At 54.8% G+C, this 16,980-nt stretch carries 12 protein-coding genes, 2 tRNA genes and 1 rRNA gene; 11 read left to right on the top strand and 4 right to left on the bottom strand.

Features of this window, described 5'->3' with window-relative positions; all coding sequences use genetic code 11:
* Nucleotide 1 precedes the first annotated feature (1 nt).
* Complete coding sequence (locus BKP64_RS08300) at nt 2-1,210, bottom strand: acetyl-CoA C-acetyltransferase (RefSeq protein ID WP_070968419.1); 1,209 nt, start codon at nt 1,208-1,210, stop codon at nt 2-4.
* Nucleotides 1,211-1,398: 188 nt separating this feature from the next.
* On the opposite strand from BKP64_RS08300, the gene BKP64_RS08295 reads away from it, so the two are divergent.
* Entirely contained in the window at nt 1,399-1,662 is a 264-nt protein-coding gene (locus BKP64_RS08295) for a late competence development ComFB family protein (RefSeq protein ID WP_070968418.1), read from the top strand.
* 11 nt (nt 1,663-1,673) lie between these two features.
* On the opposite strand, the gene BKP64_RS08290 is transcribed toward BKP64_RS08295, so the two are convergent.
* Nucleotides 1,674-4,145, bottom strand: a complete 2,472-nt coding sequence (locus BKP64_RS08290) for a DUF349 domain-containing protein (protein WP_070973611.1) — start codon at nt 4,143-4,145, stop codon at nt 1,674-1,676.
* 165 nt (nt 4,146-4,310) lie between these two features.
* Here BKP64_RS08290 and BKP64_RS08285 point away from each other — a divergent pair, with 165 nt between their 5' ends.
* The gene (locus BKP64_RS08285) at nt 4,311-4,787 is read left to right on the top strand and encodes a regulatory protein RecX (RefSeq protein WP_070968414.1); all 477 of its coding nucleotides are present in this window, start codon (nt 4,311-4,313) and stop codon (nt 4,785-4,787) included.
* Between the two features lie 19 nt (nt 4,788-4,806).
* Here the strand turns inward: BKP64_RS08285 and mltF are convergent, their stop codons facing one another.
* Nucleotides 4,807-6,279, bottom strand: coding sequence for a membrane-bound lytic murein transglycosylase MltF (gene mltF / locus BKP64_RS08280; protein ID WP_083329298.1), 1,473 nt, complete (start codon nt 6,277-6,279; stop codon nt 4,807-4,809).
* Nucleotides 6,280-6,603: 324 nt separating this feature from the next.
* Here mltF and purL point away from each other — a divergent pair, with 324 nt between their 5' ends.
* Nucleotides 6,604-10,509, top strand: a complete 3,906-nt coding sequence (gene purL / locus BKP64_RS08275; RefSeq protein WP_070968408.1) for a phosphoribosylformylglycinamidine synthase — start codon at nt 6,604-6,606, stop codon at nt 10,507-10,509.
* Between the two features lie 418 nt (nt 10,510-10,927).
* Nucleotides 10,928-11,239 (top strand): YqfO family protein, encoded by a 312-nt coding sequence (locus BKP64_RS08270; RefSeq protein WP_070968405.1) that lies wholly within the window; start codon nt 10,928-10,930, stop codon nt 11,237-11,239.
* Here BKP64_RS08270 and BKP64_RS08265 read toward each other — a convergent pair whose 3' ends face one another.
* A complete protein-coding gene (locus BKP64_RS08265; RefSeq protein ID WP_070968402.1) occupies nt 11,240-11,797 on the bottom strand; it encodes an NUDIX hydrolase in 558 nt (185 codons plus the stop codon).
* 95 nt (nt 11,798-11,892) lie between these two features.
* On the opposite strand from BKP64_RS08265, the gene BKP64_RS08260 reads away from it, so the two are divergent.
* The 7 genes from BKP64_RS08260 (at nt 11,893) to BKP64_RS08235 (ending at nt 16,841) form a co-directional block, all read left to right on the top strand.
* Entirely contained in the window at nt 11,893-12,480 is a 588-nt protein-coding gene (locus tag BKP64_RS08260; RefSeq protein ID WP_070968399.1) for an NUDIX hydrolase, read from the top strand.
* 1 nt (nt 12,481) lies between these two features.
* On the top strand, nt 12,482-13,015 hold the full coding sequence (locus BKP64_RS08255; RefSeq protein ID WP_070968396.1) for a gamma carbonic anhydrase family protein: 534 nt from the start codon (nt 12,482-12,484) through the stop codon (nt 13,013-13,015).
* Nucleotides 13,012-13,194 (top strand): DUF1289 domain-containing protein, encoded by a 183-nt coding sequence (locus BKP64_RS19075; RefSeq protein WP_083329183.1) that lies wholly within the window; start codon nt 13,012-13,014, stop codon nt 13,192-13,194. The genes BKP64_RS08255 and BKP64_RS19075 overlap by 4 nt, the downstream gene beginning before the upstream one ends.
* A 53-nt stretch (nt 13,195-13,247) precedes the next feature.
* A complete protein-coding gene (gene purT, locus BKP64_RS08250) occupies nt 13,248-14,447 on the top strand; it encodes a formate-dependent phosphoribosylglycinamide formyltransferase (protein WP_070968393.1) in 1,200 nt (399 codons plus the stop codon).
* Between the two features lie 516 nt (nt 14,448-14,963).
* Nucleotides 14,964-16,503 (top strand): 16S ribosomal RNA (locus tag BKP64_RS08245).
* Nucleotides 16,504-16,592: 89 nt separating this feature from the next.
* Nucleotides 16,593-16,669, top strand: a tRNA-Ile gene (locus BKP64_RS08240).
* Nucleotides 16,670-16,765: 96 nt separating this feature from the next.
* Nucleotides 16,766-16,841, top strand: a tRNA-Ala gene (locus tag BKP64_RS08235).
* Nucleotides 16,842-16,980 lie beyond the last annotated feature (139 nt).

The following is a 16,980-nucleotide window of genomic DNA, read 5'->3' as shown; positions in this document are numbered from 1 at the left end:
TTCAGACACGTTCGATGATGGTGGCAATGCCCATGCCGCCGCCAACGCACAGCGTAGCGAGGCCATAACGCAGTTCGCGTCGCTCCAGTTCATCCATCAGCGTGCCAAGAATCATGGCGCCGGTGGCTCCCAGAGGGTGGCCCATGGCGATTGCGCCGCCATTCACATTCACTTTTTCATCGGGAACAGACAATTCGCGCTGGAAGCGCATGACCACAGAGGCAAAGGCTTCATTTACTTCAAACAGGTCAATCTGGTCGGCGGTCATGCCGGCCTTTTCCAGTGCCTTGCGGGCGGCCGGGCCTGGCCCGGTCAGCATGATGGTGGGGTCGGTACTGGTGACCGCCGTCGCAACAATACGTGCGCGGGGTCGGAGCCCCATCGCCTTGCCCTTGGCCTCACTGCCAATGAGCATGGCCGTGGCACCATCGACAATGCCGGAGGAGTTGCCGGCGTGGTGTACGTGATTGATTTTTTCTACGTAGTGGTATTTTTCCCGGGCGACGCCGTCGAAACCCATATCGCCCATCATCTGGAAAGAAGGCTTCAGGCCGGAAAGTGACTCAGTTGTGGTGTTGCCCCGAACATGTTCATCGCGATCCAGGATGACCACTCCGTTTTGATCAGTGACCGGGACAATGGACCTGGCGAAGTAACCGTTCTGCCAGGCCGCCGCCGCTTTTTGTTGGGATTTGACTGCAAAGCCGTCCACGTCTTCCCGGCTGAAGCCTTCGATTGTTGCGATCAGGTCGGCACCGATGCCTTGAGGCATGAAGCCTGTGTGCAGGTTGGTTTCCGGGTCCGTTGCCCAGGCACCACCATCTGAGCCCATAGGTACACGGGACATGGCTTCGACGCCCCCGGCGACTACCAGGTCTTCCCACCCGGAGCGTACCTTCATAGCTGCGAGATTAACGGCCTCAAGGCCGGATGCGCAGAAGCGATTCAGGGTCACGCCGGCAACCCTTTCGTCCCAATCGGCAGCCAGGGCGGCAGTCTTCGCGATGTCTGCGCCCTGGTCGCCAACGGCGGTGACGCAGCCCATAACAATGTCGTCTACTTGCGCCGTGTCCAGGCGATTCCTCTCTTGCAGTGCGCTGAGCACGGTCGTCAGCAGCGTGATAGGTTTGACGCTGTGCAGGGCCCCGTCTTTCTTGCCACGTCCCCTGGGGGTACGGACTGCATCGAAGATGTACGCCTCGGTAGTCATTGCTTGTCCTCTGGTATTTGTTGTTTCAGAAATTACATCCAATGGGATAACCATAGCCGGTTGCAGCATTGGCGCGTAATGACGAGGCCTGCCAATCGTATTGGCGAAATTGCTCAGGTGCCATGACAAGATGCAGAGGGGCTTCTATGGTTAAAGGAGAGCGCAGGCAAACGCGGGAGGCACACGCTATGTCCCTCAGAGATGCTATCGACAACTTTTACGAAAGGCTGGTTCAGGATGCCATTGATGCCACGCGGGAAGACACAGATACCACCGATTACCTGACTGATGTGATGTGTGTGGCACTAAACCGGTTGCCCAGTCGGTATTATCGGCATTCCATCGACATGATGTTTTATCTGGCAGATGAGGAATTGAAGGGCATGAAAGAGAAATCCCTGGCCGCAGTAAAAGCCGCCAGGGATTTTGTAAAGGAACATCGGCGAGAATAATCTCGCAGAAGCTAGCTGGCCACCAGCGTAGAGAGAACGTTGTTCAAGCGTTCAGCAAGTGCCTGGTCGGGCGCTTCGGTCCATGGCTGAAGGCACCAGCCGGCAACCAGCTTTTCCAGTTCCCGGACCTGATCGTTGGCTTTTTCTGAAGAACCCATGCCTTCTGCCAGCCGCTGGACCTGGATTTCCATACGCTGCTGCTGATCCGATTGAGGCGAGGCAACGCCTCCGAGAATCTCTGCTCGAATAACCAGCTCAGACGGCTCCAGTTGATTCTGGTCAGCGGCCAGCCCAGGCCAGTGTTCGGGCAGTTCGGCATTTGACTCCACGCCGTCGGCTCTTGCTTTCACCAGAGATTGCCATGTTCCGATATTGGCTTTCATGCGGCGATTTGCCATTTCCTTGTGAAGGCGTTGTTTTTCACCTTGCACACGTTCTTTGGCGGAGGTAGAGAGTGCGGTCCCTTCCAGCTCTCGAAGCCTGGAGAATGCTGCGGACAGGGCATCTTCGTCGCTGCTGCTATCGAGGCTCCGGGTCTCGCTCAAAGCAGATTCCGCCGCTTCGTCAGCTGCCTTTGCAGCTTCCTGTTTTTCATTGCGCTGGGCATCCCTGCGGGCAAAAATCTCATCGCAGGCTTTGCGGAATGCCTGCCAGAGCTTGCGATCTTCCCGGTGACGGGTGATGCCGATGGCTTTCCAGTCGGTCTGCAGGTCCTTGGCTTGGTTCATCGCGTCCTGAAGCGGCTCATGACTGATCAGGGCATTGGCCTTGTCGACTATTTCCTGTTTGAGTGCCTCGTTCTTACGCCGTTCCTCATCCAAAGGTGCTTCCAGCTTTTTTAACAGGTCATCAAATTGTTTTTGCACCTGCCGGTTGTCCCGAAACTCCACTGGCCAGGCGGCTTTCCATTCTTGCCGCGCGGTCAGGTGAATCTTTTCTGCAGCCTTCCAGTCAATAGCGGACCAGTCTGCGTTGTTCAGGAAGGTTTCCAGGTCAGCGCAGATGGCCTGACGCTTCTCTAGGTTGGCGTGTTTAAGGCCGGACTTGGCCGAAAAATAGGCTTTGCAAGGTTCATAGGCCTGGTCTGATGCTTTCTTGAATCGGGCCCACAGAGCGCGATCTGACGAGCCGCCAAGGTTACGCCACTCGTTCTGGAGTTCCTTTATCCGCTCAGCCTTCGCTTCCGGCTCCATTGGTTGCTGGGCCAGATACTCCATCTGCTCACAGAGGGCTATTTGCTTGGGCTCAGTCGCGAAGCCTTGCCAGTCGTTGAGTTCATGCAGCTGCCCTGCAAGCAGTTGCAGACGGGCCTGGAAGGGCTTGCCATGGCGATGATCCAGTGATTTAAACTTTTGCTGGGCCGTTTTTAACAGGTGCCTGGATTCTTTCAGTTGTTTCGCTTCGAGTGCAGCTTCGAGTTGGACGACAAAATTTTCCAGCTCTGAGGCCAGAGCTTTTTGTTTTTCCTGATCTTCTGCTTTGGCGGGCGCTGGAACCTTGCGCTTACCTGCCAGTTTTCGGACAGGCTCCAGAACGGCTGGCATGGGGTAGCCTTCCGGCCAAGTAATGGTTTTGATCAGGGTTTTGGCCTGTTCCCGTCGTTCATCTGATACGTCCTCGTCGGACTCTAGCGCCCCCGCGAGTTCGGAAATGGTGTCCTTTTCCTGATTGATATGGCGGATGGCGTTCACGTAGTTACGCAGTGAAAGCATGGCAGTTTCGTAAGCTTTCTGCTCCTGCTTGCTTACAGTAGTTTCACGGGTGGCTTCGAGCCAGCGGTTCTCCTGGGTTTTTTGTAGCGCATCCAGTGAGGCGAGGGAGGGAAGAGCTTCCGGCACCTGGCTTTTCAGGTCGGCCAGTGTGCTGTGGAGCAGTGCCAGAGTTTCATCTCTCTGCTGTTTCTGATCCAGTTGCCGTTTTTCATCTGCCAGCGCCGAGTGGATACCATCCAGGCGTTCCTTGCAACGATGAATCGCCTCAAGGAACGCCTGGGCCTGGTCCGAAGTTGCATGCGGCTCGACATCACTCCATTGGCGAATGAGTGATTCCAGCCGCGGCTCGTAGAGCTTGGTATCCTCACTGCGTGCCTGGTCACTGGCGTGACTGATCAGGGTTTCGATGGTTTGTGACAGGCTTTCTTGTCTCGCCTGTTCATCCCGCATTTTCTGGAGGGATTGTTTGACGCTCTGGTAGACCCCTTTATCCCGACCCTTGGCTTGTTTTTGTACTTGCTGCAAGCTATCGATTTCCGTCAACCGGCCAGCCGCATCGAGCCGAATGGAGGCGGTCGCGCCGTTAATGGCAAGTTCTGCCAGAGTAGACTGGTTCGGCGAGCCCAGCAGGGCCTGGAGCTGCTCCTCTCTCAGATTGTCGCGCGTATCTTCCGGTTTAACATCCGTTGGTTGTGCTTCTTTCTTGTGGTTTTTTCCGGTTGTTTCGGAGGATTTACGGGATTTAAACAGTTTCTGGATGAAAGCGGCCATGAAGGTATCCTTTGGGATTGAAACCAGTCCGCGGTGTCGGGCAAAGTAAGCCGCCACCGACCATCGGCCTCCTTTGCAGGGTGCCGGGTACTGTTGCCGGACATGCCAGCAGGAATAATTCGGGGGCTAGTCTAGCGTTTTGTACGCGCATGCGGGAAGGGGTGTATGGCAAAACAGGAAAATCAGGATGATCATGAATACAAAGCACGCTCGGTTGCGCTGAGACTGCTGGCCAGGCGAGAGCACAGCCGCCTGGAGTTGTCACTGAAACTGCGCCAGCGAAAGATCGATAATGACGTGATCGAAGCGGTGCTGGACGACTATCAAAAGCAGGGCTGGCTGGACGATGAGCGTTTCGCCGATGTCTACGCTCGCCAGCGAATGGATCTCGGTTACGGCCCCATGCGCATATTGGGGGAGCTCCAGCAAAGGGGGGTTCACCACGCCCCGGACTGCCTGGATAAAATGTCCGAGGAGGATTGGTGCCGTCGAGCGGTTGAATTAAGGGAGAAGCGTTACGGGCTGTTGGATCTCAGTGAGGATTGGGACGAAAAGGTACGGCAGGCCCGCTTTCTGAATCGACGTGGTTTTTCCTCGGGGCAGGTTGAGAGGGCGTTGGAGGCCCGCTCAATCGAAGATTGATGCCATTGAGAATTACTCGCTAGAGGGTTGGGGGTATCATGCCCAGCTCAGAAGGCAAGCCTGCGCGCAGGTTCGGGTGGGCTTCCGCTTCCGGAGGCCCGTTGCTGTCCTGTGCGTCGGACTCCAGGCTTACCACTCCGGTGCTTTGGTCGGGTTGGGGCGGGGCCCGCTCTGTCATGCGAGCGAGGACATCGTAGTAGCGGCGAATGTTCTGCACGTAAAGTACCGGCTCATGTCCTCTGGCGTAACCGAAGCGCGTCTTGGTGTACCACTCTTTCTGTGCCAGCAGCGGCAAAAACTCTTTTACGTCCATCCAGCGATCCGGGTTTTTGCCAGCGCCTTCCGTCAGCCTGCGAGCATCCTCAAGATGGCCAAAGCCGACATTGTATGAGGCAAGAGCAAACCAGGTGCGGTCAGGTTCTGGAATGCGTTCGGGAATCTTTTCGTGAACTATCCGGAAATACTTGGCGCCACCCTGAATGCTTTCCTCGGCATCCATCCTGTTATTGATGCCGATATAGCTTGCGGTGTTGCGCGTGAGCATCATCAGACCACGTACCCCTGTAGGGGAAACCGCGTTCGGGCGCCAGTGGGATTCCTGATAACCGATGGCCGCAAGCAACCGCCAGTCCATACCGAAATTGGTGGCGTAGTTCTGAAACAGGCTCTCGTATTTGGGCAGGCGATTCTCCACGTGATGCATGAAGGTTCTTGCGCCCACGTAATTGAGCTGGTCAAGGTGCCCATAGAAGCGTTCGGCGAGTTGGGCGAGAGTGCCATCGGCCTGCAGCTTCCCAAGAAACTGGCTGGCGGCGTTGACCAGAGAGTCATCCTGAGCGGAGGGAAAAAGCCAGGCGAGCTCCTCCGGGTCACCAAGAAAAAAGGCCTCTTTCACCTCGGGAAAAAACACGTGGTTCAGCTCAAGTTCGTTTGAAGACACCACCGCATAGGAGAATTCTCCGCTCTCGACACGCGCCAGTATGCCAGCTGCGTCCAGCCCCGGGTGCACCTGCCAGCCTGTTGCGCGGTCTCCTTTGGGATCCTGTTGCAGCACATGCTCGTGGTTGCTGTCTGCGACCAGATGGAGCGTCTTGTCGGCAAGGTCAGCCAGGGAATCCGGGCGATCGGCATCACGGTTGTAAACCACCACCGACTGGGCGGATATGCCGGTTGGAAGTACCTTGTACTGATCTTTGAATCCTGGCTGCTGTGAGAGTCCCGCCAGACCAATGTGGGCAAAGTTCCTGGAGAGTACGGAGAGCACTTCGGTGTTGTCCTCGGCCACGCGCACTCTCAACTCCACCCCGAGCTCGTCTGCAAACAGCTTGGCCAGTTCGTAGTCATAGCCAGTGGTCCCGTCGCGACCCTCGTAATAGATCGAGGGCGCCTCGCGGGTGATTACGTGCAGCACACCCTCATCAAGAATTTCCTGGAGGGTGCTTGGTCGCGAACAGCCGGCGATTGTCAGAACGGCGCCTACAAGGAGCACCATCCGCACCCGCTTTGCGCCAAACGCAGTGAACAGTCTGGACAAATCCCTGATCTCCGTTACAGCTGGATCTTCGAAATACGTCATGAATTGCGGAGGAGACGTATCCGGTGTCGTGCTGGGTGTGGCTTCCATTGCCACATCCCATGATCCCCATTGGAGGAACGCTGGTCAATAAAGCTGGTTAATTAATATGCAAAACAATGTCAATTATAAGGTGGGGGTTTAACGTCTCCCGCACTATATCCCGAGTAAGCTTTCGCGTATCATACCGGCCTTTCAGATTGCACCCAGACTTCCCCGTTTCGCGCGATACAGGTTGATATCATGCTTGAACTTCGCGGCGCTCCCGCGCTTTCACCTTTCCGCTCCCGCAAATTACATTCCCGGATTCAGGACATTGTACCTGAGGTCGAGCATGTCTATGCCGAGTTCATGCACTTTGCCGATCTGGAAGGACCCCTTTCAGACTCAGAGCATGCGATTCTGGACCGGCTACTGACCTATGGTCCCAGTGTGGCTGTCGAGGAGCCGGACGGTGTGCTGTTCCTCGTAGTTCCGCGTCCTGGAACCCTGTCTCCCTGGTCCAGTAAGGCAACGGACATTGCCCGCAACTGTGGCTTGCGGCAGATTCTCCGTATTGAGCGGGGTACTGCTTTCTATATAAGGGCCAGTCGCAAGCTTGGCCTTGAACAACGGGAGAAGATCGCCGCCCTGTTGCATGACCGCATGACGCAAAAGGTCTTCCATGAAATGGGTGGAGCTGAACTGCTGTTCAGTCATGAGGAGCCTCGCCTTCTGGGTCGCGTTCCGGTGCTTGCCGGGGGGCGCTCGGCGCTGGTTGAAGCCAATACGCGGCTCGGGTTGGCTCTTGCAGAGGACGAAATCGATTATCTGGTCAAGTCTTTTGCCGACCTCGAGCGGGATCCGACCGACGTTGAGTTGATGATGTTCGCCCAGGCCAACTCTGAACACTGTCGGCACAAGATATTCAATGCGTCCTGGGATATTGACGGGCAGGGCCAGGAAAAATCGCTGTTTGCTATGATTCGAAACACCTTCGAAATGAATAGCGAAGGCGTACTTTCTGCGTACAAGGATAACGCCTCGGTTATTCGGGGCAGTCGGGGAGGGCGTTTTTTCCCCGACCCCGAAACGGGTGTCTACGGCTATAACCAGGAAGACATTCATATCCTCATGAAGGTTGAAACCCATAACCATCCTACCGCCATTGCGCCAGCAGCAGGTTCCGCTACCGGCTCCGGTGGTGAGATTCGGGATGAGGGTGCCACGGGCCGTGGATCGAAGCCGAAAGCAGGACTGAGCGGTTTTACCGTCTCTAACCTGAATCTGCCGGGTGATACCCAGCCTTGGGAGATTGGCTATGGAAAGCCTGACCGAATTGCGTCCGCGCTCGATATCATGATTGAAGGGCCTGTTGGGGGTGCTTCCTTTAACAACGAATTTGGTCGTCCGAACCTGGCGGGCTATTTTCGTACTTTTGAAGAAAAGGTACCCGGAGCTGCGGGCGACGAGGTTCGCGGTTACCACAAGCCGATTATGATTGCCGGTGGCCTTGGCAACATTCGGGGAGAACATGTTGAAAAGGGCGAGATCCCTGTAGGTGCCAAGCTCATTGTTCTTGGCGGGCCCTCCATGCTGATTGGGCTGGGGGGTGGTGCCGCCTCTTCCATGGACTCCGGCTCCAGTAACGAAAACCTCGATTTTGCATCGGTTCAGCGGGATAACCCTGAAATGGAGCGCCGGTGCCAGGAAGTGATTGACCGTTGCTGGCAGATGGGCGACAGGAACCCGATCTGTTTCATCCACGATGTAGGTGCGGGCGGCTTATCCAACGCCATGCCGGAGCTGGTGAAAGACGGTGGTCGGGGCGGCAAATTCGAACTGAGAGATATCCCCAGTGACGAACCAGGGATGTCACCGCTGGAAATCTGGTGCAACGAATCCCAGGAGCGTTATGTCATGGCGGTGGCTCCGGAGAATCTGGAGCAGTTTGATGCACTGTGCCGTCGGGAGCGTTGTCCTTATGCGGTTATCGGCGAGGCGACCGAATCCCATCACCTCGAGCTGGGCGATTCCTACTTTGATGACAAGCCGGTAGACCTGCCCATGGAAGTGCTGTTTGGCAAGCCGCCGCGTATGCACCGGAGTGTCAGCCGAGCAGCCTTTACCAAGCCGATCTTCGATTCCACGAAGATAGATCTGCACGATGCGATTCGCCGCGTGCTGCGCCTGCCGTCGGTGGGCTCCAAAAGCTTCCTCATCACCATTGGTGACCGGACCATTACCGGTCTGGTCGCTCGTGATCAGATGGTTGGTCCCTGGCAGGTGCCGGTGAGTGATGTTGCGGTCACCGCCAGTTCCTTTGACGTTCGAAGCGGTGAGGCCATGGCCATGGGCGAGCGCACGCCTGTTGCTGTGATCGATGCCCCTGCATCCGGGCGTATGGCGGTTGGGGAGGTAATTACCAACCTGGCGGCCGCATCCATCGGCAAACTGTCCGATATCCGCCTGTCGGCAAACTGGATGGCAGCAGCCGGGCACCCGGGCGAAGATGAGAACCTGTACGAAACCGTTCGCGCGGTCGGCATGGAGTTGTGCCCCGCATTGGGAATCACCATTCCGGTGGGCAAGGACTCCATGTCCATGAAAACAATGTGGGAGGAGGATAGCGGCGAGCAAAAGAGCGTGACTGCGCCGCTTTCGCTCGTAATTAGCGGCTTTGCTCCGGTTATTGATGTTGCCCGCACCCTCACTCCGCAATTGGTAAGTGATGCTGGAGAAACAGATCTGATTCTCGTTGATCTTGCCGCCGGGCAGAACCGCCTGGGTGGTTCCGCTTTGGCTCAGGTCTATCGCCAGGTTGGGGCAGTTGCGCCGGATCTGGACGACCCCGAGGATATCAAGGCGTTCTTTGCTGTTATTCAAGGACTGAATTCGGATGGCAAACTGCTGGCATATCATGATCGGTCGGACGGTGGTCTTTTCGTAACGCTGGCCGAGATGTGCTTCGCCGGCCGCACCGGAGTCGATATCAAGCTGGACGGTTTAGCTGAAAATTCCTCGCAGTTCGCCCGCGAGCTGTTCAACGAAGAGCTTGGCGCAGTCATCCAGGTTCGTCGCGAGGACACCAGCTTTGTACTGCAGCAATTATCCGGAGCAGGTCTCGGTGACCACACCAGTGTGATTGGCACACTGAATGAAGACGACCAGTTGCGCCTGAGCTTTGCGGGCGAAACCGTAGTTGATGAATCCCGTAGTTCGCTTCAGCGTTTATGGGCAGAGACCAGCTATCGAATCCAGTCGCTCAGGGACAATGCCGACTGCGCCCAGGAAGAGTTCGATAACCTGCTGGAGTCTGACGATCCGGGGCTTCATACCGAGCTGACTTTTGATCTCAACGAAGATATCGCCGCCCCCTATATCAATATGGGGGCACGGCCAAAAGTCGCAGTGCTTCGCGAGCAGGGCGTGAACGGTCAGGTGGAGATGGCTGCTGCGTTTGATCGTGCCGGCTTTGAATCTGTTGATGTTCACATGAGTGATCTTCTTTCGGGACGCGTCACTCTGGAGAAGTTCAACAGCCTGGTTGCCTGTGGCGGCTTTTCCTACGGCGACGTTTTGGGGGCCGGTGAAGGCTGGGCCAAATCCATTCTGTTCAGTGACCGGGTTCGGGATCAGTTCGCTGCGTTCTTCAATCGTCAGGACACTCTGGCGCTTGGCGTTTGTAACGGATGCCAGATGCTTTCGAATCTCCACGAACTGATTCCGGGAAGTGAAGGCTGGCCGCGTTTCGTGCGTAACCAGTCTGAACAGTTTGAAGCGCGCTTTGTGATGGCTGAAGTTGCGCCTTCCCCGTCTGCTTATCTTGATGGTATGGCCGGTTCAAAGATGCCTATTGCCGTGGCTCATGGCGAAGGGCGAGTGGAGTTTACCGGAAGTGCGTCGGCGGCAGGGTTGTCAGAGAATGAGATGGTGGCGCTGCGGTATGTGGATAACCGGGGTCAGGCGACTACCCGTTATCCGTTTAATCCCAATGGTTCAGAAGCGGGTATTACGGGTGTCACCACTCGTGATGGGCGCGTGACCATTATGATGCCACATCCGGAGCGGGTATTCCGGTCGGTTCAGCATTCCTGGCACCCGGACGGCTGGCAGGAGGATGGTCCCTGGATTCGCATGTTCAGGAATGCGAGGTGTTGGTTCGGTTAACTCCGGTGCTCTAAAAAACCGGTCTCGGAAGTGTCTGTTAAAAACACTAACCCGAGGCCGGTTTTTTTGTGCCCGCTTGCCTCGTTTGGGGGAGCTTTTCAAGGGATAAAACCCCCTAATTTGCTAAAATACCGCTTGACTCAGGTTTTTTATGCACATTCCTGGTGCCTCTTTGTTTGTTCACTGAACAAAGCGTGAAAATTTGGTTCATGTTTTGGTCAAGTTCTTTAACGTATTGAAATATAAGAAAATAAATTAACGGGTGATTTTGTCGCCAATTTAAGAGAAGTGCAGTATTTACGGGGTTTCCGGGCGTGTTCCCAAAAACTTTCCCCAGAGTTATCCACAGATTCTGTGGGTAAGTAGCTAAGCCATTAATCTGTACAAAAAATATCCGATCAAGAGGGAGATTTTTTCTATGTACAAGCTGTGTTTCTTCGTCCCCGAGAGCCACCTTGTTCAAACCAAGCAGGCGCTGTTTGATGTCGGCGCTGGCCGCATTGGCGATTATGACAGTTGCGCATGGCAATGCCTTGGGCAGGGTCAGTTCCGTCCCCGGGAAGGCAGTGATCCGTACCTTGGTAAGCAGGGTGAGGTAGAAGTGGTTTATGAATATAAGGTTGAACTGGTTTGCGAGGACAATCTGATCAGGGAAGCTCTTAGTGCACTTAAGCAGGCTCATCCATACGAGGAGCCTGCCTATGAGATTTTTCGCATGGAGGCGCTTTGATCAGTATTTTTCAGAAGATAAAGGCATTGGGCGGCGGATATCCTTTACATGCACACTGAAGTCGTCCTTTCTGAAGTCTTCAAGGAACAGTTCAAGTGTCTTTCGCACGGTCGGGAACGACAGCTCGTCCCACGGAATGTCCTCGAGTTCAAACAATTGGGTTTCAAGAGACTCTTCTCCTGCCCCAAATTGTCCGTCTTTGAGGGTTGCCCTGTAAAACATGTGAACCTGGTTAATATGTGGTACATCGATGATCGAATAGAGACCTTCGATATTGACGTCGGCAAGTGCTTCTTCCACGGTTTCCCTGATTGCAGCCTCAACTGTCGTCTCGGCGTTTTCCATAAACCCTGCCGGGAGTGTCCAGTAGCCGTAACGGGGTTCGATGGCTCGACGGCAAAGGAGAATTTTGCCCTCCCAAACCGGCACCGTGCCAGCAACGATGCGGGGGTTCTGATAATGTATCGTGTCGCAGCTGGCACAAACATAGCGGTGACGGTTGTCGCCTTCGGGGATACGTTGTTCAACCGGATGGCCGCAGGTGCTGCAGTACTTCATGTTTTTCCCCGTATACTGATATTGGTTTGGTAGTCAGTTTAACTGTCGTGACTGCCCCTGTCTCATTCAACATTTTGATGTTCTGGAGCCACAATTTGCGCGATCTTCTTGCCGAACGGCTGGCCGGCTATGCTCCCAGGCAGCTGGCGCTGGATTATCCGGAGGCCGGTATTCTGGTGCCGGTTACTGACGATCATCGTAACCCCGAGATGGTGTTTACGTTGAGGTCCTCGAATTTGAGCACTCACCGGGGGCAGGTTGCCTATCCCGGTGGCAAGCGTGACCCCGGCGACCCCTCTCTGGCTGCCACGGCCCTGCGGGAGACTCATGAGGAGATCGGGTTGCCTCCGGATCATGTCGATATTATCGGTCCGTTGAGCCAGGTGATGTCACGCTATGGGATTCTCGTTACACCTTACGTCGGGGTTATCCCCGTCGATCATCCGCTGGAACCTAATCCGGATGAGATCGAGAGCGTATTTCGTGTTCCCTTGTCTTTCTTCCTTGAAGACAGAAGAGAGCGAACCGATTCGCTGAACTTTCTTAATCACACGTTTTACGTGCCCTGCTATCGTTGGGAGCGCTACCAGATCTGGGGATTGTCGGCGGTGGTTCTGGTCGATTTTCTGAACGCTGTGTACGATGCCGGTATCGATTTGCTGGAACCGCCTGGAGGAGGCTGACATGTTTTATGAACTGGATGAACGAACGCCGGAGCTTATTGGGGAAGGCCAGTTTGTTGCTCATAGTGCAACGGTAATTGGCAGTGTTCGCCTGATGGAAAGAGCCAGTGTCTGGTATAACGTGGTAATCCGGGGCGACAACGATCTTATTACGATTGGCCCGGAGAGTAATGTGCAGGATGGTTCGGTACTTCATACCGATTCGGGAATCACGTTGACCCTGGGTCGGGGCGTTACCATCGGACACAAGGCCATGCTCCATGGTTGCGATATCGGTGATTACACACTCATTGGTATCAACGCGGTCGTGCTGAATGGTGCAAAGATTGGAAAGCATTGCCTGATTGGCGCGAACACCCTTATTCCCGAAGGAATGGAAATCCCCGACGGCTCTATGGTGGTGGGTTCGCCGGGCAAGATCAAACGAGAGCTCAGTGATGGCCAGAAAAAAATGCTGGAGATGAGTGCTCAGCACTATGTTGAGAACGGAGTGCGGTACCTCGCGAAACTTCGGACCTGTGAGCCTTCCAGATGAGTGCGTTGGACAAAGTGCGTTCGCCCTGCGTGCAGGTTTGCGCACTGGATGAAAATGATACATGTATCGGGTGTCAGCGTACTGGGGGCGAAATACTGCGTTGGACTCAAATGACCAATGACGAGCGAAGGGATGTGCTTCGAAAAGTGGCAATACGCGAAGAGAAGGTCTCACTCTAGCGTCCCTCCCCCGGCGCCGCATCTAACAGATCCAGTTTCAGGTAGGAATTGATATGAAGGAAGGCATTAATACTGTCCGAATTGGTACACCCCTGAAGGAAAGTGCATTCAGGGTTCTATTCTGCGGTTCCGGCGAGCTTGGCAAAGAAGTTGTCATTGAGCTCCAACGTTACGGAGTGGAGGTGATCGCTGTGGACCGGTATGCGAATGCGCCGGCCATGCAGGTTGCCCACCGTAGCCACGTTATTGATATGCTGGATGCAAGTAGTCTTCGCCATGTCATTGAGCAGGAAAAGCCAGACCTCATTGTTCCCGAGATTGAGGCAATTGCCACGCCGGAGCTTGTCAGGCTTGAAGAAGAGGGGTATCGGGTTATTCCGACTGCCCGGGCGGTAAACCTGACAATGAATCGGGAAGGGATCCGCCGATTGGCGGCTGAAGAGCTTGGATTGCCAACCTCGGCATATCGATTTGCCGGCTCCCGAGAAGAGTATCTTGAGGCTGTTGAGGCAGTGGGTCTGCCTCTGGTCGTAAAACCGGTAATGAGTTCATCAGGCAAGGGACAGAGCACTGTTAGAACAGAGAGCGCTGTTGCACCTGCCTGGGAGTATGCCCAGTCGGGTGGTCGGGCCGGAAAGGGTCGGGTCATTGTCGAGGGTTTCGTGGACTTCGACTACGAGATCACGCTGCTGACTGTAAAGCATCGAGACGGTGTCTCATTCTGTGATCCGATTGGGCATCGTCAGGAGGATGGAGATTACCGCGAATCCTGGCAGCCGCAGCCCATGTCGCCATTGGCCCTGGATCGCTCTATGGAAATAGCCAGGGCCGTCGTTGAAAATCTTGGAGGCTTCGGCCTTTATGGGGTGGAGCTGTTTGTTAACGGGGACAATGTCTGGTTTTCGGAAGTTTCGCCTCGCCCTCATGATACAGGTCTCGTAACTCTTATCTCCCAGGATCTTTCAGAGTTTGCTTTGCACGCGCGGGCAATCCTTGGGTTGCCGATTCCCACGATTCGCCAGAATGGCCCTTCGGCATCGGCCGTTATTCTGCCGGAAGGTGATTCGGGTAACGTAAGCTTTACCGGCGTCGAGAATGCCTTGGTGGAGCCGGATACCCAGTTGCGGCTGTTCGGTAAACCGGAACTGAAGGGCCGTCGGCGTATGGGAGTGGCTCTGGCTCGAGGAGAGTCGATAGATCAGGCGAGAGAAAAGGCCCGTAATGCGGCGTCGGCAATAACGGTTCAGCTCTGATAGGCGTTGGAGTGTTTGGGTGTCTATAGAGAGGTGGGCCGAACGTCAAAATGACGGTTTCAGGAAAAAGTTAAAAGGAACCGTTGACACCTACGGGCAGGTCTGTAGAATGCGCATCTCTTCTGAGGGACAAGCCACTGAGACAGCGGCTTCTTGAGGGAGTAACTGTTTGAAAGCGCTGAAGAATTTGAGTTTCAAAATTCTTCAGAAAGCGGTTGACAGGAAAGCGATTCGCTGTAGAATGCGCTCCTCGAAACAAGCAGTAAGCCGGTCAGTTTTTCGGCGATTTCCGGAGACGGGGACGACGGAAAATAAACGGTTGACAGGGCGGCGGTTCGATGTAGAATACGCCACCTTGATTGAGCAACAGCTCAAACGCTCTTTAAAAAATTGACCAAGTAATTCGTGTGGGCGCTGGCCGAGGTATTTCGGATATGAAATATCAGGACAGTGACTCGTCGAAATTGAGTTTTGTCTTGAGCAAGAATAGAGAATCTTCGGATTCTTGTATGATTTAAACTGAAGAGTTTGATCATGGCTCAGATTGAACGCTGGCGGCAGGCTTAACACATGCAAGTCGAGCGGTAACAGGGGGTGCTTGCACCCCGCTGACGAGCGGCGGACGGGTGAGTAATGCTTAGGAATCTGCCCAGTAGTGGGGGATAGCCCGGGGAAACCCGGATTAATACCGCATACGCCCTACGGGGGAAAGCAGGGGATCTTCGGACCTTGCGCTATTGGATGAGCCTAAGTCGGATTAGCTAGTTGGTGGGGTAAGAGCCTACCAAGGCGACGATCCGTAGCTGGTCTGAGAGGATGATCAGCCACATCGGGACTGAGACACGGCCCGAACTCCTACGGGAGGCAGCAGTGGGGAATATTGGACAATGGGGGCAACCCTGATCCAGCCATGCCGCGTGTGTGAAGAAGGCTTTCGGGTTGTAAAGCACTTTCAGTGAGGAGGAAAAGTTAGTCGTTAATATCGGCTAGCCTTGACGTTACTCACAGAAGAAGCACCGGCTAACTCCGTGCCAGCAGCCGCGGTAATACGGAGGGTGCAAGCGTTAATCGGAATTACTGGGCGTAAAGCGCGCGTAGGTGGTTTGATAAGCGAGATGTGAAAGCCCCGGGCTTAACCTGGGAACGGCATTTCGAACTGTCAGGCTAGAGTGTGGTAGAGGGTAGTGGAATTTCCTGTGTAGCGGTGAAATGCGTAGATATAGGAAGGAACACCAGTGGCGAAGGCGGCTACCTGGACCAACACTGACACTGAGGTGCGAAAGCGTGGGGAGCAAACAGGATTAGATACCCTGGTAGTCCACGCCGTAAACGATGTCAACTAGCCGTTGGGGATCTTGAATCCTTAGTGGCGCAGCTAACGCACTAAGTTGACCGCCTGGGGAGTACGGCCGCAAGGTTAAAACTCAAATGAATTGACGGGGGCCCGCACAAGCGGTGGAGCATGTGGTTTAATTCGACGCAACGCGAAGAACCTTACCTGGCCTTGACATGCAGAGAACTTTCCAGAGATGGATTGGTGCCTTCGGGAACTCTGACACAGGTGCTGCATGGCCGTCGTCAGCTCGTGTCGTGAGATGTTGGGTTAAGTCCCGTAACGAGCGCAACCCCTATCCCTAGTTGCTAGCAGTTCGGCTGAGAACTCTAGGGAGACTGCCGGTGACAAACCGGAGGAAGGTGGGGATGACGTCAGGTCATCATGGCCCTTACGGCCAGGGCTACACACGTGCTACAATGGCGCGCACAGAGGGCTGCAAACCCGCGAGGGGGAGCTAATCTCACAAAACGCGTCGTAGTCCGGATCGGAGTCTGCAACTCGACTCCGTGAAGTCGGAATCGCTAGTAATCGTGAATCAGAATGTCACGGTGAATACGTTCCCGGGCCTTGTACACACCGCCCGTCACACCATGGGAGTGGATTGCACCAGAAGTAGTTAGTCTAACCTTCGGGAGGACGATTACCACGGTGTGGTTCATGACTGGGGTGAAGTCGTAACAAGGTAGCCGTAGGGGAACCTGCGGCTGGATCACCTCCTTAAACGAAGCCGAAAGCTTCGGTCAGAGTCCACACGAATTACTTGGTTGATTAATAAAGAGAGCAGATGGGTCTATCAGGCCCGTACCATTGGGTCTGTAGCTCAGGTGGTTAGAGCGCACCCCTGATAAGGGTGAGGTCGGTGGTTCAAGTCCACCCAGACCCACCAGAATTGTCCAGCTCGTCGTTGTGTCCGGACTTGCATAGCAGGCTATGCGGCGCCCGAACACGCCTAGATCTGAACAATTCTTGTAATAGCTTGAATGGGGCTATAGCTCAGCTGGGAGAGCGCCTGCCTTGCACGCAGGAGGTCGGCAGTTCGATCCTGCCTAGCTCCACCAAAACTCTACTGACGAACCTTCGGGTTGCGATCAGTGTACAGAAACAAGCATTTCATCACGATGACAGCGGTTGTTGGGTGAAGTTCTTCTTTCTGATCACTGGGTCAGATTTGCTCTTTAACAAATTGGACGAGATAGA

The sequence above is a fragment of the Marinobacter salinus genome, from assembly GCF_001854125.1.
Lineage (GTDB): Bacteria > Pseudomonadota > Gammaproteobacteria > Pseudomonadales > Oleiphilaceae > Marinobacter > Marinobacter salinus.
The sequence above is the reverse complement of the archived record's forward strand: the minus strand, read 5'-3'. Positions and strand labels throughout refer to the sequence as shown.

Excerpts from the sequence above, each read along its gene's own strand:
- BKP64_RS08300 (WP_070968419.1), bottom strand. The coding sequence starts at position 1,210 with ATGACTACCGAGGCGTACATCTTCGATGCAGTCCGTACCCCCAGGGGA.
- BKP64_RS08295 (WP_070968418.1), top strand. The coding sequence starts at position 1,399 with ATGTCCCTCAGAGATGCTATCGACAACTTTTACGAAAGGCTGGTTCAG.
- BKP64_RS08290 (WP_070973611.1), bottom strand. The coding sequence starts at position 4,145 with ATGGCCGCTTTCATCCAGAAACTGTTTAAATCCCGTAAATCCTCCGAA.
- BKP64_RS08285 (WP_070968414.1), top strand. The coding sequence starts at position 4,311 with ATGGCAAAACAGGAAAATCAGGATGATCATGAATACAAAGCACGCTCG.
- mltF (WP_083329298.1), bottom strand. The coding sequence starts at position 6,279 with ATGGTGCTCCTTGTAGGCGCCGTTCTGACAATCGCCGGCTGTTCGCGA.
- purL (WP_070968408.1), top strand. The coding sequence starts at position 6,604 with ATGCTTGAACTTCGCGGCGCTCCCGCGCTTTCACCTTTCCGCTCCCGC.
- BKP64_RS08270 (WP_070968405.1), top strand. The coding sequence starts at position 10,928 with ATGTACAAGCTGTGTTTCTTCGTCCCCGAGAGCCACCTTGTTCAAACC.
- BKP64_RS08265 (WP_070968402.1), bottom strand. The coding sequence starts at position 11,797 with ATGAAGTACTGCAGCACCTGCGGCCATCCGGTTGAACAACGTATCCCC.
- BKP64_RS08255 (WP_070968396.1), top strand. The coding sequence starts at position 12,482 with ATGTTTTATGAACTGGATGAACGAACGCCGGAGCTTATTGGGGAAGGC.
- BKP64_RS19075 (WP_083329183.1), top strand. The coding sequence starts at position 13,012 with ATGAGTGCGTTGGACAAAGTGCGTTCGCCCTGCGTGCAGGTTTGCGCA.
- purT (WP_070968393.1), top strand. The coding sequence starts at position 13,248 with ATGAAGGAAGGCATTAATACTGTCCGAATTGGTACACCCCTGAAGGAA.